Source organism: Methylorubrum podarium (assembly GCF_040270385.1).
Lineage (GTDB): Bacteria > Pseudomonadota > Alphaproteobacteria > Rhizobiales > Beijerinckiaceae > Methylobacterium > Methylobacterium podarium.
Map to the genome: position 1 here is coordinate 1 of NZ_JBELQE010000062.1, position 14,405 is coordinate 14,405.

15 protein-coding genes and 1 pseudogene are annotated in these 14,405 nt (G+C 69.5%); 5 read left to right on the forward strand and 11 right to left on the reverse strand.

Going from position 1 to position 14,405, the window contains the following annotated elements; translation table 11 throughout:
• Positions 1–165, forward strand: a pseudogene (locus tag ABS772_RS10825) (UDP-glucose 6-dehydrogenase); the annotation flags it as partial.
• A 34-nt stretch (positions 166–199) separates the two neighbouring features.
• On the opposite strand, the gene ABS772_RS10830 reads toward ABS772_RS10825, so the two are convergent.
• Positions 200–544, reverse strand: coding sequence for a hypothetical protein (locus ABS772_RS10830; RefSeq protein WP_238255145.1), 345 nt, complete (start codon positions 542–544; stop codon positions 200–202).
• A gap of 786 nt (positions 545–1,330) precedes the next feature.
• Between ABS772_RS10830 and ABS772_RS10835 the strand changes: the two genes are divergently transcribed.
• Entirely contained in the window at positions 1,331–1,474 is a 144-nt protein-coding gene (locus tag ABS772_RS10835; protein WP_350394419.1) for a hypothetical protein, read from the forward strand.
• A gap of 271 nt (positions 1,475–1,745) precedes the next feature.
• Complete coding sequence (locus ABS772_RS10840; protein ID WP_238255143.1) at positions 1,746–2,018, forward strand: hypothetical protein; 273 nt, start codon at positions 1,746–1,748, stop codon at positions 2,016–2,018.
• Between the two features lie 24 nt (positions 2,019–2,042).
• Here ABS772_RS10840 and ABS772_RS10845 read toward each other — a convergent pair whose 3' ends face one another.
• From ABS772_RS10845 to ABS772_RS10855, 3 genes are all read right to left on the reverse strand, one after another.
• A complete protein-coding gene (locus ABS772_RS10845; RefSeq protein ID WP_350394420.1) occupies positions 2,043–2,366 on the reverse strand; it encodes a hypothetical protein in 324 nt (107 codons plus the stop codon).
• Between the two features lie 141 nt (positions 2,367–2,507).
• On the reverse strand, positions 2,508–4,046 hold the full coding sequence (ilvA, locus tag ABS772_RS10850) for a threonine ammonia-lyase, biosynthetic (protein ID WP_350394421.1): 1,539 nt from the start codon (positions 4,044–4,046) through the stop codon (positions 2,508–2,510).
• Between the two features lie 119 nt (positions 4,047–4,165).
• Positions 4,166–4,741: a PilZ domain-containing protein gene (locus ABS772_RS10855; protein WP_350394423.1), complete on the reverse strand. Its 576-nt coding sequence runs from the start codon at positions 4,739–4,741 to the stop codon at positions 4,166–4,168.
• A 450-nt stretch (positions 4,742–5,191) separates the two neighbouring features.
• On the opposite strand from ABS772_RS10855, the gene ABS772_RS10860 reads away from it, so the two are divergent.
• Both ABS772_RS10860 and ABS772_RS10865 read left to right on the forward strand, forming a co-directional pair.
• The gene (locus tag ABS772_RS10860) at positions 5,192–5,410 is read left to right on the forward strand and encodes a SlyX family protein (protein ID WP_238256422.1); all 219 of its coding nucleotides are present in this window, start codon (positions 5,192–5,194) and stop codon (positions 5,408–5,410) included.
• A 61-nt stretch (positions 5,411–5,471) separates the two neighbouring features.
• Positions 5,472–5,795 (forward strand): porin, encoded by a 324-nt coding sequence (locus ABS772_RS10865; protein ID WP_350394425.1) that lies wholly within the window; start codon positions 5,472–5,474, stop codon positions 5,793–5,795.
• Between the two features lie 40 nt (positions 5,796–5,835).
• Here the strand turns inward: ABS772_RS10865 and dksA are convergent, their stop codons facing one another.
• The 7 genes from dksA to ABS772_RS10900 all read right to left on the reverse strand — a co-directional run bounded on the left by dksA (position 5,836) and on the right by ABS772_RS10900 (position 14,387).
• On the reverse strand, positions 5,836–6,255 hold the full coding sequence (dksA, locus tag ABS772_RS10870; protein ID WP_012455095.1) for an RNA polymerase-binding protein DksA: 420 nt from the start codon (positions 6,253–6,255) through the stop codon (positions 5,836–5,838).
• 256 nt (positions 6,256–6,511) lie between these two features.
• Complete coding sequence (locus tag ABS772_RS10875) at positions 6,512–7,531, reverse strand: hypothetical protein (protein WP_350394427.1); 1,020 nt, start codon at positions 7,529–7,531, stop codon at positions 6,512–6,514.
• A 142-nt stretch (positions 7,532–7,673) separates the two neighbouring features.
• Positions 7,674–9,581, reverse strand: a complete 1,908-nt coding sequence (locus ABS772_RS10880; protein WP_350394428.1) for an AAA family ATPase — start codon at positions 9,579–9,581, stop codon at positions 7,674–7,676.
• Positions 9,582–9,777: 196 nt separating this feature from the next.
• The gene (locus ABS772_RS10885) at positions 9,778–10,197 is read right to left on the reverse strand and encodes a hypothetical protein (RefSeq protein WP_350394430.1); all 420 of its coding nucleotides are present in this window, start codon (positions 10,195–10,197) and stop codon (positions 9,778–9,780) included.
• Entirely contained in the window at positions 10,194–10,679 is a 486-nt protein-coding gene (locus tag ABS772_RS10890) for a hypothetical protein (protein ID WP_350394432.1), read from the reverse strand. The genes ABS772_RS10885 and ABS772_RS10890 overlap by 4 nt, the downstream gene beginning before the upstream one ends.
• A 145-nt stretch (positions 10,680–10,824) precedes the next feature.
• Positions 10,825–12,870: a hypothetical protein gene (locus ABS772_RS10895; protein ID WP_350394433.1), complete on the reverse strand. Its 2,046-nt coding sequence runs from the start codon at positions 12,868–12,870 to the stop codon at positions 10,825–10,827.
• Complete coding sequence (locus ABS772_RS10900) at positions 12,867–14,387, reverse strand: site-specific integrase (RefSeq protein WP_238275878.1); 1,521 nt, start codon at positions 14,385–14,387, stop codon at positions 12,867–12,869. Before ABS772_RS10900 ends, ABS772_RS10895 begins: the two co-directional genes overlap by 4 nt.
• Between the last annotated feature and the right edge of the window lie 18 nt (positions 14,388–14,405).

Below are 14,405 nucleotides of genomic sequence, written 5' to 3' on the forward strand. Positions count from 1 at the left end.
ATCGTGACGGAGTGGAACGCGTTCCGCGCGCTGGATCTGGCGCGGCTGAAGGCGCTGATGGCCGCTCCCGTCCTCGTCGACCTGCGCAACGTCTACGCGCCGGACGAGGCCGGCCGCCAGGGTCTGCGCTATGTCGGGGTCGGCGCGCTGGCGCGCTGCGACTGATCGGACGGCCGCCGTCTCCGAAGCGGGGCCCGTCTCAGCGGGCCGTGCGGCGGGCGAGCAGGAGATGCAATCCCTGCGCGACCAGACCGCCGATCATCGCCGCGCCGCCTTTCACCATGAAATCGACCACCCGACCGTGCCGACTCGCGGTCAGACCCTGGGCGGCCTCGAGGGCCCCGGCGAGGGCCACCGCCGCGAGGAGCGCCAGCCCCCAGCGCCGCGGATAGGAGAGCGCGAGCAGGAAGCCGAACAGGGCGTAGGCGCCGGCCCGCTCCAGGTTCGGCGACGCCAGGACCGGACGCGCCTCGAGCGGCGAGAGCGTCACGGCGACGAGGCCGATGGCCACGATCCACGCCAACAGGCGAACAAGCGTCAGCATAACGTCTCGTGCGCGCAAGCCGGTGCCGAGGTCAAGCGGCGAACACGCCGCGGGCACCGTCCGCTCCGCTCGCTCCACCGTCGACGCGATCAGCGTGAACAGGACCCCGAGCGCAAGGTTGCAGGCGAGCAGGATCAGGAACAGGGTCATGACCGCCTCACGCCACGCAGGTCAGGACGATGTAGGGCCAGCGGGGCGGGCACGACGTCCGCGCCATCCCTTGCGAGCGCGTCAGGCTTCGGCCGGCCTCATGCCCGGGGGCCGATCGGACCTCCCCGGAACGACGGTCCGGTCCACCGGTCGCTGCCAGGGAGGGAGCGGCGCCGGAAACGATCAGGATGATCGAAACGGCCCGGGCGGCGACAGCGAACTTCGGCATCTTTCCCCTCGCGACGTCTCACATTTCGCAAGAAGCGGGTTAGCCTCGACTGTTTGCGGCCATGTTGCGTCAACTGTTGCGTTGCGCCCGTCGCCGGACCGTTGCGGTGCCGAGACGACCCGAGCCGCGACCAGGCGGCAAAACCTCTTTAAGGATGTCCACGACTACTTAAGTGCAAATGATGCCGGATATCCCTAATTTGGAGGATGCAATTCTCCCGAAATCGTTGCCTGCTTGAGTCGTCAGGGCACGGGCTGCCGTGAGATCGGGGCGCGCCGAGGGGTGCGCTGGCTGCGGTGTAGAAGCCCTGAGGGGGACGGGTCATGGTGAGAAGTGGAGCAGTTCATCCGCGCTGGGTTCTGCGCAGGGATGAGCGACGCGCCGGTCGCTACGACGGCGACAAGGTGGTGCGGTGGATCGCACGCCCGACCCTGATGAAGGGGCGCGCGAAGGAATCCGCGAACTCCAACGGAGACGACGGCGCCAAGGGTTACGCCGCTCCCTCCCGCCTGAACGGCTTCACGGGTCTGCGGATCGTCTCCGACTCCTGATCCGGGACGAGCATCACAGGGATCGATGCGGTCTCCGCCCGGTCCCTTTCCGCGGCACCAGGGCCCCGCGAAACGCCGCCGGGATCAGCCCGGCATGGGGCTCCCGCTTCGACGGTGCGGACAGATCCCCGGCGGTGTCAGTGTCTTCGCGCCGGATCCGTCAGGATTCAGGCTGGAGACGGCGGCGGAATCCCTTGGCAAGGCTTTCGGCGCGGTCCATGCTTCCCTTCGAAAGCCGCCGGATAACGCGGCGGCATCGGAGGATCGTCCTATGCTCGCCGCCAACCGTCTGGTCAAATCGGCCTGGATCGCCGTCGATATCACGAAGGAGCGCGCCGAACGGGTGCTCGTGGTCGAGGCCTATATCGCGGTCAGCCCGCTGGAGAAGGACTTCGACGCCCATCGCTACGAGAAGGTCGTGGAGGATGTGCGCCGTGTCCTCGCCGAACATCCCGAGATCGACCGCGCCTCGATCCTGAGCATGCACCGGGATGCCGGCTGCACGGCCCTGTTCCGCAGCCAGCCGGCGCACAGCGCGGCTTGAAACCTCGCAGATCGGCCGGACCGGTCAATCGAGCGGTGCCAGCGACGGGTCCGCGGGTCTCGGCTCATCCCGCCCGGGATTGCGCAGGCCCGGCGTAACGGCGACACTGGGCGGTCCGAGGCCGCCGTCCGGTCTGCAGCCCGAACAGATCGAGCGGGCGGCGCGGCTGCTGCGCTCGGCGATCCGCCGGTCGAACTCGGCCTGACGCGCCATCGATTCCTCGGCCCTGCGCTGCAACAGGATCGAGGCTTCCGTCGGCGGGGCCGCCCCCGCGGGTGCGGCCCGCTCCGCCGGACCGGCGAGGGCCGGCGTGACGAGAGCGAGCAGGGCGAAGGGCGCAGCGCGCATCGGTCGTCGCTCCATTCTCCGGCCGGCGGGCGCCGCCAGCCGGTCCCATGGTAGGGAATCCGGGCAACGGCGGGAAGACGGCGGCCATCGCAGGAGGCGCGGCCGGAGCCGTGCTCGACCCCGCGCGACTTGCGCCCGAATCTACCGGCGGACCTCCTCGGCGCCGATGCCGTTGTCGAGGAACAGGTGGTAGGCCGCGTTGTCGGTCTCGTCGACGTAGGGGTAGGCGAGGGCTTCGAGGGCGGCGTCGAAGCGGGCCCGCTCCGCCGGCGGCACCTCGATTCCGGCGAGCACCCGGCCATAGTCGGCGCCGTGGTTGCGGTAGTGGAACAGGCTGATGTTGAAACCGTCGCCCAGGGCCTCCAGAAACTTCATCAGCGCGCCCGGCCGCTCGGGGAACTGGAAGCGGTAGAGACGCTCGTCGGCAAGCCCCGCGGCGCGCCCGCCGACCATGTAGCGGACATGGACCTTGGCCATCTCGTTGTCGCTCATGTCGGCGACGCCGTAGCCGGCCCGCTCCAGGGCCGCGATCAGGTCGCGCTTCTCCGGCTTCCCGCCGGGCAGGTTGATGCCGACGAAGATGCGCGCGTCGCTCCCCGCGGCATAGCGGTAGTTGAACTCGGTGATCGCGCGGGGACCGAGCGCGGCGATGAAGGCGCGGTAGGCCCCCGGCCGCTCGGGAATGGTGACGCCGAGCAGGACCTCGCGCTCCTCGCCGATCTCCGCCCGCTCGGCGATGTGGCGCAGCCGGTCGAAGTTGAGGTTGGCGCCCGACGAGATCGCCACCAGCGGCCCGGCACCGGGATTCTGCGCCGCCCAGGCCTTGGCCCCGGCGAGACTCAGCGCGCCCGACGGCTCGGAGATCGCGCGGGTGTCGTCGAAGATGTCCTTGACCGCCGCGCACATCGCGTCGGTGTCGACGGTGATCACCGCGTCGAGATGCTCGCGGCAGAGACGGAAGGTCTCCTCGCCCGCCTGGCGCACCGCGACGCCGTCGGCGAACAGGCCGACGCTCGGCAGCATCACCCGGTCGTCGGCCCGGATCGCCTCCGCCATGGTGGCGGCGTCGTCCGGCTCCACGCCGATCACCTTGGTCTCGGGCCGCAGGTACTTGACGAAGGTGGCGATGCCGGCCGCCAACCCGCCGCCGCCGATCGGCACGAAGATCGCCTCGATCGGCCCGGTATGCTGGTGCAGGATCTCCATGCCGATCGTGCCCTGGCCGGCGATGACCTCGGGATCGTCGAACGGGTGCAGGAAGGTCAGGCCCCACTGCGCCTCCAGGCGCCGCGCCTCGGTGAGGGCCTCGTCGAAGGCGTCACCGTGCAGCACCACCTCGGCGCCCCGCGCCCGGCAGGCATCGACCTTGATGGCGGGCGTGGTGCGCGGCATCACGATCACCGCCCGCACCCCGAGCTTGGCCGCGCCGAGCGCCACGCCCTGCGCGTGGTTGCCGGCCGAGGCGCAGATGACGCCGCGATCGAGCTGCTCCCGCGGCAGCGACGCCATCTTGTTGTAGGCGCCCCGGAGCTTGAACGAGAAGACCGGCTGCAGATCCTCGCGCTTGAGTAGGACGGGGCGGCCGAGCCTCTTCGTCAGGCGGGGCATCGGGTCGAGGGGGCTCTCGATCGCCACGTCGTAGACGCGGGCGGAGAGGATCTTCTTGATGTAGTCGGTCACGGGCAGGCTTTCGGCCGCGTCATCGGGCAGGGCTCGCCCGGGACTTAGACCTTCCGCGGCCGGGATGCGAGGGGAGGGCTGGGACGCACCCTCCCGGCCAGAGGCGGATCAGCGCCGGATCAGAGCCGGATCCCGGCATGGACCTGCCCCGGATCGAACGGATAGGCGAAGGCGGCGCCGACGCCGTCGCGAAAGATGCGCACGACCTGCGCGGCCGTGCTGCCGATCGTGATGCTCGTTCCGGGCGGGAGCGTGTGATCGAGGGCCAGCGCCGCGCCGGAGGCCGAGACGTTGATCAGCCGGCCCGGAAGGACGCGCCCATCCTCGAGGGTGACGAGCACGTCCTTGCGCTCCGGGCTGATCCGCGGATGCGCGCGCGCCGGTTGATCGGAGCGTCCCTGCTCGCGCGACAGCGCCAGCAGGGTGCGGGCGACCTCGGCCGCCCGCTGCCGGGACGCCATCAGGCGGACGACGAACAGCTTGTCGTCGGTCCGGACGACCCGGGTGTCGAGCTGGCCGATGTAGCGGATGCTGCAGGTGAGCCGCTCGTCGAGCGCCGGCTCGAAGGCCGAGCGGAAGGTGATGCCCTCCGGGGAAAGATCCTGAGTCACCGCGTAGAAGTCGGGCTGCCGCCGGCTCCAGCAGAGGGCCGGGAGGAAGACGGTGTGGGGATCGGAGGCGGGATGCTCGGTCATGGCCCAACGTGCTGTCGTTGCGCGACATTGACGGCACAGCCCTGAAGGGAAGGCGGACAGAATCCTTCGATTTTTCCGGACTTTTCGCCAATCAGGCATTAGGCCCGAGATGAATGCGCGGCGACGGGTATCGGCCTCGCCCCTCCGGCCGACCTCAGCGCTGATCGCCGTCGATCTCACCTGAACCCGGCTGTCTTCGTCGAGAGATCTGGCGGCCTCTCGAAAATAATACACTGCGTCTAAGCTTGCGATGGGACGAATGATCGCTCGATGCGAAAGCGTGACCTGATGGACGTGATGGAAATCGCGGGATAGTCGAACGACAGTCGACTTCATGCCGAGAACACATACCCCTCATCCCGACTCGGCATGCCGACGGAATCTCGGCCATTCCGTCACTTTTCCCCGCGCCGGTTGTCAGAAGCCGGCCGCTCCGGGCATGGTCCGACGATGAGCGAAACGCCGTCCGACACCGATCGAATTGCCCGTCTCGAGATCCGGCTGACCGAGCAGGAGGCCGTGATCGAGGATCTGAACGCGGCCATCACCGCGCAATGGGGCGTCATCGACCGGCTCACCCGGCAGCTCGCGCGGGTGCAGGAGCAGGTCGAGGAGAGCGCCTTCCGGGCCGGCAGCGGCGCCCCGGAGCCGCCCCCACCGCATTATTGACACCGGACCCGTGTCGATGGTCGTGATGACGGATCGGGCCGGGCTGGCGAAGGAGGACGGGATGCGCAGAGGGATATCGGCTCTCGGCCTTTGCCTCGCGCTCGTGCCGCTCTCAGCGGGCCTGCATCCGGCCCTGGCGTTCGAGCGCGCACCGCTTCCGTCCGAAGCGCCGATGGAGACGTGCCCGAGCCAGGGGGCCGGCTTCATCCGCATCCCCGGCACGACGACCTGCATCCGCCTGTCGGGCCGGGCCTCGGCCGGCGTCGATGTCGGCACGAGCCGCAGCGCCGCCCCGGTGCAGGGCCGCATCGCCGTCGACACCCGCGGCGAGTCCGCCCTGGGACCGGTGCGCAGCTTCGTCCGGATCGACGCGGGACGGCACTGACCGGCGCCGACTCAAAGCCGGCACCGGGTCACGGGCCGGATCAATCGTCCCGGTAGACGCGCTCGCGGCGCTCGTGCCGTTCCTGGGCTTCCAGGGACAGGGTCGCGATCGGCCGCGCATCGAGCCGCTTCAGGGAGATCGGCTCGCCGGTCTCCTCGCAGAAGCCGTAGGAGCCGTCCTCCAGCCGGGCCAGCGCCGCGTCGATCTTGCTCGTCAGCTTGCGCTGGCGGTCGCGGGCGCGCAGCTCGATCGCGCGATCCGTCTCGGAGGAGGCGCGGTCGGCGAGATCGGGATGGTTCTCGTTCTCGCTCTGGAGCGCAGTCAGCGTGTCCTGCGCCTCGCGCAGGATCTCGCTCTTCCACGTGAGCAGCTTGCGCCGAAAGTACTCGCGCTGCCGCTCATTCATGAAGGGCTCGTCGTCGGAGGGCCTGTAGCCGTCCTCGATCGTGACCTTCGCCATCGTCTTTTCCTCGCGCTCCCTGCCGGTCAGCGGCGATCTTGGGCGAGGCTATAATCGAGCCGGGCAAGCTCTACAACGCGCGGATGCCGCCATGCACCGTCTCGCGCGAAAAGCTCCCGCGATGCGGCACAGACGACACGCTCGAATGGCGCCGCCGACGGCATGGGGTTGGTCCCTTCCTCGGTCTCGCAGGCGCGAGACGGTGCAGCCCCGGACAAGGGTTGCCGGAGACCGGGTCCGCCCGGGCGGTCGCCGGTCAGGGTGCGTTCCGCAACCGGACGACGGCGGCGGCGATCTCGTCGGCGAGGGGCTGCGCCAGGGCGTGCCGGTAATGGGTCTGGTCGAAGAAGAGGGCGGGATCGTGCGAGGCCGGCCGCTCGCGCCGCGCATCGATCAGGGCGCTGCGCCCGTGCCGCCGCAGCGCCACCGCCATCGCCTGCCGGCACGCGGCCTCGGCATCGGCGCGCGGCGTGCCGGGGCGGGGGAGGCCGGCGGCGTAGACCGGGGGGAAGACCATGACCACGGCGGTCTCGGCCGGCAGCGCGGCGAGGGCGTCGCCGAGGCGCTCGGCGGCGGGGAAGCCCGGCCCGGCCTTGCCCGGTTCCGCCGCGTCGGGGACCGGGGTCTCGCGGGCGGCGCGGAAGCGCTCGCCGTCGAGGGCACCGAGATTCAGGTAATCCGGCTCGTAATCCCACCAGCCGTCCGCGGCCGCCCGCTTGCGGCGCGGGCCGAGGATCCAGCCGGCCCGGCCGACCACCTCCTGGGCCACGGAGAAGCGCAGGAGGCCGCGCAGATAGGCCAGCGGATCGTGGCTGTAGAGCCAGAACGGGAACGGCTTGTCGTTGGGCAGCGCCGGATCGTCGGTGCACCAGAAGTCGTCCACCGCCAGGACGACCGCCTTCGGCGACGGATGGTGGCGCAGGAACCAGGCGAGCAGGGCGAGTTGCTCTCCCGGCCCGGTCGCGGGGACGGAGAGCTGCACGAAGGGGATGCCGGTCGCCGCCGAGAGCCGGGCCGGCTCGACGAGTTGGATGTGGGAGTTGCCGAACACCGCCCCGTCGAAGGCCGGATCGCGCCCGCGCATCGCCGCGGCGGTGCGCGGCCCCTGGGCGCGCACCGCTCCGGCGGAGAGCAGCGTCGAGCGCCCGCTGTCGTAGGGATCGATCAGGAAGGCCAGCGCGAGGTAGCCGGCGAGCAGGCCGATCGCGGTGCGGAGGAACAGGCGCGCGAAGGCCGCCCAGTCCCGCGGCCCGGCGCTGTCGGAGGCGGACACCATCTCAGTAGTATTTAGCGGCGAATGGGCTGCCAACTGTGTGTGTGAAGCCCCTGGCCGCCAACGCGTTTTTCTCCCTGAGAGGATGCCACCCCGTCAATTGAACCTCAAGGATGGTTGTTTCTGGTCCGGCGAGCATGTGACATTATCGCCTCGCCGCCGTGGCCGCCGCCATGGCGCATCCGAGACCGGTCAGACGTCGATGGGCGCTCGCCTCTGACCTCACCGCATCATCGAAGGCCTTGCGGTCGCCGAGCAGAACCACCTGCTCCCGACCGCGCGTGACGGCCGTATAGATCAGCGAGCGGTCGAGCAACCGCGTCGGGGCCACCGGGACGACGACCCGACGGAAGGCGGATCCCTGCGCCTTGTGAACGGTCACGGCGTAGGCCAGCACGGTATCTTCCAGATCCCTTCCCGTGAGTGCGTGGCGGATACCATCGAACTCCGCTTCCAAGGTATCTCCCACGAACCCCGTGACGTGGCCGAGGGAACCGTTGCGCAACCCGAGCCGGTAGTCGTTGCGTAGGAACATGACGGGCTCGCCCACCGCGAAGCCTGACCCTGCCATTCGATCCCGACCATGGGTCAGGTACCGATGGAAGCAGTCGTTGATCGATTCGGTCCCGACGGGGCCGCCCTTGGTCGGACACAGGATCCGCAGGTCGTCGCTCCACCCTCCGCAGGTCGCCACGACGTTCACGACGTCGTCGAGGGTGGCCTGACCGCGCTCCGAACCATCCAGGAACGCGACGCCGACATCCGACTCCGCCACGGTCCTTGCCATAACCGGCAACGTTCCAGCCCGAATGGCCGCGGCGACCTGTGGTATGCCGGTGGCGGCCGCCTGCCTGTGCACCCGAACCAGTGTGACCTTCGGGATGACGGGCACCGCGACCAGTTCGTGGAAGACCAGCCCGAACCCGATGGGCGGCAGCTGGGCGTCGTCGCCGACGAGGAGGAGACGGCATCCCGACGGCATCCTGCGCAGGAGGCGGTAGAATGTGGGCAGGTCGACCATCGACGCCTCGTCGACCACCACCAGCACCTGCGCTCCGAGCACGATCTCGCCCGATTCGAGGCGTGCGAGGAATGCGGCGATCGTGGATGCCGGGTATCCCGTCGCCTCGCTGATCCGGACGGCCGCTCGGCCGGCCAGGGCGATCAGGTGGACCACCTGTCCATGTGTTACAGCAGCATCGCAGACGGCCTTCAGCACGGTCGTCTTCCCGACCCCACCACCACCCACCAGAAGCCCCAGCGAAGCCTGCACGCCCATCCTGACGGCCTGGCGCTGCTCGGGGTCGAGCACCAGCCTGTCGCCTCCCCGGTCGCCCCCCAGCCATGCGTCTATCCCGGCGTCCGTGACCGGCCGGGCGACGAGGTCGCCGGTCGGCGTGTCCGTCGCCATCGTCCTGAGGCGGTCTGCGACGTATCCTTCCATCATGAAGGCTCCGGCGGGTTGGAAGCCGCCGAACGCCTCAATCGCGGCACCCTCCGCCACGGCGAGCCGAAGCGCCGCCACAGGGTCGCCGATGCCCTCGCCGATCCTGACCGTCACCTCGTCGACGAGGTCTTCGGGGCAGACCCAGGTATGGTGCTCGCCGAAGCGGTCGTAGAGGACACCCTCCACCGCCGCCACGAGCCGCGCCGGGTCGTCGACGGACACGCCGAGACGTCGAGCAGCCGCATCGACCGTCTTCCAGGGCGCCAGGGCCATGAGATCGTAGGGTCGCTCCCGAAGCCGCCGGGCAGCGCCGACGCCCCACAGGGCGAGGATGCGACCGGCGAGGCGGATGTCGAACCCGGCCTCGCCGAGCCAAACCACGATATCCCCGTGGGCTTGCCTTTCCCGCCAGGCGACCACGAGTGCGGCGGCTCGCTCCTCCCCGACGACATCCGAGAGGACGCCGGCGTCCCCGTCGGCCAGGACCCTCGGGAGTTCGTTCCCGAACCGCTCCCACAGGCGTGCGGCGGAAGCAGGCCCGATCCCAACGAAGGCCGGATCCTGGGCGAGATGGCGCACGAGGGCCTCACCGACGAGGTTCAGCATAGGGAGCCTATCCGGACCCGCGGCGCCTGCCCCGCCGACCAGCTACCATCATGCCACCGTGCTCGGTCCGGGGAAGGGACGAGCGCAAGCGTCGCGCTCCGCGCGATCCCTTCCCCTACCCTGCGCGCGATGCCCTGCTGTACGCAGGTCGGCTCCGAGGGACGGTCAGTCTTCGATCTCACCAAGGGACTGGACCTCATGGCGCGACGCGGCGCCCGGCCATCATCACCGCCTCGACGTGTTCCAGGCGACGCAGCCGTTCGCGCAGGCCGTGGTTCTCGGCACGAAGGGAGGCGTTGGCTTGTTCGAGCTGGTGGATGCGCCTGTCCCGCTTGTCGGAACGGGTGACGGGTTTGTCGTCGTCGCCCTCTGCCTGCTCCAAGCCCACGACCAAGCCGGCCCCGGCGACGGCCTCGTCGAGGAGAGCCTTGGCTCCCTCGTTCACGTAGAGCACCTGCCGGTTGAAGCCGCATGCCAGAGCGATGGCGGATCGATTGATCTCGCCGCCGCGCATCGGCAGCGGCACACCCTTCGTCCGCAACTCGTCGAGATAGACGCGCAGCTTCTCGACGTTCTCGGCGCCGGCCAGGGGACCCGACTTGCCGCTACCGCTCACTTGACGCCGCCCTTGAGCTTGGGGTCGGTCTGCCCGCGGTCCGTGGGCAGGAGCTTGGCGTCGAGTTCCCCTTCGGTCAGGCCTTTGAGGAGGAAGGCGTTGACCGCCCAGCGGGCGAACCGTTGCTCATAGGCCGCCAGCTTCTCCGCAAGCAGGCGGTTCTCCTCTTTGAGAGCCTCGACCTGCTTGGCGTAGAGGGCCATGGCGGCATCGCGAGGCGCCCGGCGGGCCTTGCGCGGGCCCTCCTCCTGGCGCTTTTGGAACGACCTCTTGATCGCGTCGTGGCCTTCGAGGGTCTGGCGTCTCCACTTGTGGCCGAACAGGCCTTCCGCGAAATCGATGACGGCGTCCCACGTCAGGGGCTCCCTGGCGTAGTCCCACGTCCGGATCTCGCGGACGAGGTCGGCGATCTCCTCCGGCTTGAGCCGACGGCGCGCGACGACCCGCTTTCGTCCAGGGCCAGTCGCCGTCCCCCGCGCCATGCCTAAGCGCCTCCTCGACCGATCCCGGCTGCCGGCGACACGCATGGCGCGCCCCGGTGCAGCCACCCTTGTGAGCAGCATGACCGTTCTCCGTTGGTGTTCGGTTAAGGATGTCGGGCGGACCTGTCCGCCGGCTTTGGGTTAGCTAGGCCGGATCGGCCTCGCCGAGCATGCGTAACGGGCCTCGCAGCGCCCCCCGCGGGTTCGCCTGGACCAACGTCCCGTCGGCGACGGCTGGGTCGTCATGTGCGGCGAGGACGGCCCTCAGGCCGGACTGCATTCGCTCCTGGTGGGCGACCCAGTTGGATGCACCGAACGATTCCTCGGCCATCTCCTCCCGCGCCTTGCCGAGGAGGAACTCCGTCTCGACGAGCAGTATCTCCGCCCGGCCCCGTTGGGTCGCATCTCCCTTCACGATTAGATGGTCGCAGCAGTCCGCGCAGGAGCCGTGGTGATGGCAGGGCGCAAGGGACCAGTCGTTCACGCACATGCCGAGGTCGGTGGTGTGGGCCGTGGCGATGCCCGCCTTCAGGAAGTCGGCCCTGTCCATCGGCGGCAACCGGTCCGCCATGTCCGCGATGGGCCCCTTGACCGATCCAGCCTCCATCAGCTCGCGCGCCTTCTCGGCCAGGGCGATCCCGCTGAGGTGGTTGTAGGCCGCGTTCTGCTCGACGGTCTTACGGCCCGACCAGCGCGCGATGTCGACCTGCGACGCCCCGCCGTCCTGAGCCAGGGTGTTCAGCCAATGGCGTAGGGCATGCGACGTCATGCGCAGCGGGGCACCCTCGGCATCGACGTGCCCAAAACGCTCGAAAATCGACGCGACGTTGGCACGCCCCGTCAGGCAGTTCTGGATCTCGTAGTACGCTAGGAAGCGCACGACCGTCGGACGCCGGAGCCATCGCGTTCCGAAGAACCCCGCGGGAAGGATCAAGAGATGATCCTCGCGCTGGACGCCCTCGTGGCCTTCGGGGATCTCGCCCATGCGGCTCAGGAGTTCAGCCTCGACGTCGCCCAAGCGAACCTCGTAGGCGACCCCGGACCGACGGTGGGGCAAGCGGTTCTTGACGATGAAGTCGCGGCCAGCGATGGGGTCCTTCTCGCCCTTGACGATGAGCGAGACCTCGTTCGTGCCGAGGATCATGTCCGGATCGGCGCCGGTCCAGGGTTCCGGCACCCAGGCCCGTCCTGGGTTCGCCGCGAGCCAGCGAGCGACGGCGCGAGAGGGCTCGGTGATGCGGCGCAGGTCGGCGATGGCACGCTTCGCCACGTCCACCATGGCGGTCGGGATCCACTTGATGTCCCAGCCGTGCCCCTTGCCCCCATGATAGCGCAGGCCGTATCCGACCACGGGCTTCCCGGAGGCGTCGATCAGGGGCTCGCCCTTCTCGGTGAGCGCCCGCGTCACCTCGCAGTCGGCGGGCATCGTAAGGACCTCGTGGATGCGCCAGGGGGCGCAGACCATCAGCTCGATGGTCCGCATCAGGACGACGTCGGTGTCGTCCACGACCCTGCTGGCGATGTCCGCCAACGCGTCCAACACGGCGTCGCTCGGAAGCTTGGCCGCTCGGACGGCCTCCATGTCCGCGCCGCCCTTCCCCTGGCCCGCCAAGACCTTGCCGGAAACCGGGTTCGGGAAATCGATGGGGACCAGTGAAATGCCGCGTCGCGTGACGAAGTTCGCGAGCCGCGAGAGGTGCGATCCCATCGCGTACCTCGCCGTGTCCCTTGCGCCTCCGGCCTCGAAGGCGGCGAAGGCCGCGGCGAAGTCTTCCGTGGTGAGGCGGCAGGGGTCGTGGTCCTTCGGCTCCAACACGTCGTGCAGCCAGCGGCCGGCGCGGATCATGTTGCCGTAGTCGCCGAGCATCTTGCGCGCCTTGTTCGCGTCGGCGAGCCTGACGTAAGCCTTCAGAAGGTCGCTGAACGGTTGCGCCAGGGGGCGATCCGTATCCGCACGCTTGGTGTGATGGACATGGGTACGCTTCCCGCCGGGCGGGTTGCGGCTGAAGTACAGCGCCCGCGCGTTGTTCATCGAGGGGTGCCGACCACGGTCGCGCGGCAGGGCCCAGATCATCGCGTCGAAGTCGAGGTCGGGCCCGAACGCTTGGCTGGCTCGGGCCTCATCGATCACATGCGCGAGGTTCGCCGCCGCGGTCCGCTGGCGGGCCGTGACAAGGACATGGACCGTCATGCGGCGTCTCCCTGCCTGAACTCGGCGACCTGTCGCACAACGGCGGCCACGGCGAGGATCGTGCGGTCCATGGTTCGGACCTGACCCTCGTCGACGCCCCGATCCATCATGTCCTGTCGACGGGCCACGTACGTCCGAAGTACCTCGTCGTGGGGCCCGTCCAGCCACGGCTGGAAGCGGACGCACTCGTAGCAGGCGGTCGGGGCGGTCAGGCCGCAGAAGGCGAACGAACCGCAGGTGCCCACCGGCTCGATGGCCCCACGGTCGCGCGCATGGTGGTAGACGCGGCTCGGAGCGCCGACGTCGCCCCGGACGGCCTCCGCCTCGGACCGTACCACCATGCCCATGAACGCCATGCCCATGGGCGCCATCTGCAAGGCGAGGGCCTCGTCCAGACGGGGCACCAGATCCCCCCGCAGGTTGACGTAGGTGATGACGGTCTGCGTGTCCGAATGGTCGGCCGCCTCGGCCGCCGCCTTTAGGCTGCCTCCCTCCCGCAGGAACCGGGTGATGAACGTGTAGCGCAGGCGCCGGGGGACCACGCGCAGCGGCTCCCCCGTCCGAGGGGAGATCACCCCGAGCTTGTCCACGGTGTTGATCAGGAGCGTCCGGACCTCGGTCGAATCGAGATGCATCGCGAAGGCCCGGTGGTCAGACTCCGCGACCGTCGATCGGGGCGACGCCCTCACGAACAGCGGCATTGCGAAGTCCCCATGGGGCCACCCGTCGCGCCGCGCCCGCTCCTCATTGGCCGCGACCAGGGCGGCGACCTTGGCGCCGATCTCCGGGTTCAGCTTCCGGGTCTTGAACGCGGTCCGGTACTTGGCGTGGCGCTTCTTGATACGGGGCACCTTCAGCCGATGGACGATGGCCCCCGTGCCCGGGTCGGACAAGGGCTGGTAATCGTCGGCGCGAAGCAATGCCAGGTTCAGGGGGTTTGAGCCGAGCGCCAGGAACAGCCACACGGCGACCGACTCCATCGGGCTCAACGTCCCGAGCTCATCGGCGGCGCGCAGAGCGTTTGCGAGCGCAGTGGTCTCCAGGTCCGTGAGCGGGCCGTCCCGGGGGTCGTCCGACAGGACCGCGCGGCCCTTTGGATCGTTGCCGATGGATACCTCGTCCAGGCGGTCGGCGACCGCGCGGTCGAAGCCGGGATAGTCGCGGCGGGCGCACCAGACGTACCACATCCGGTAATGGTGGAGGTACGTCGCACTCCAGCGACGGAGGATACGGATTTCCTCGAACGGCTCGAAGCCGATGGTCGTGCCCGGCATCGCCACCTGCCGTGGGAACGCGTCCGTGCCCATCATCCGCGACAACACGCCGAACGCCGTCGGCGCGTACACGGGCGCATGCGTGCGGATGAGCTCGACCAGATAGTCGGCCGTCGCCGAACGCACCTCGTCCCGAACGCCGGGCAGCCGCCCCCAGTCGATGCGGCTGCCCGCGCTCGCCAGGTCGTTCATTCGCCAGATCGGGCCGGTGCAGTCGACCTTCAGGCCTGCACGGTCGATCACGATGCCCCGCCCCTGCCT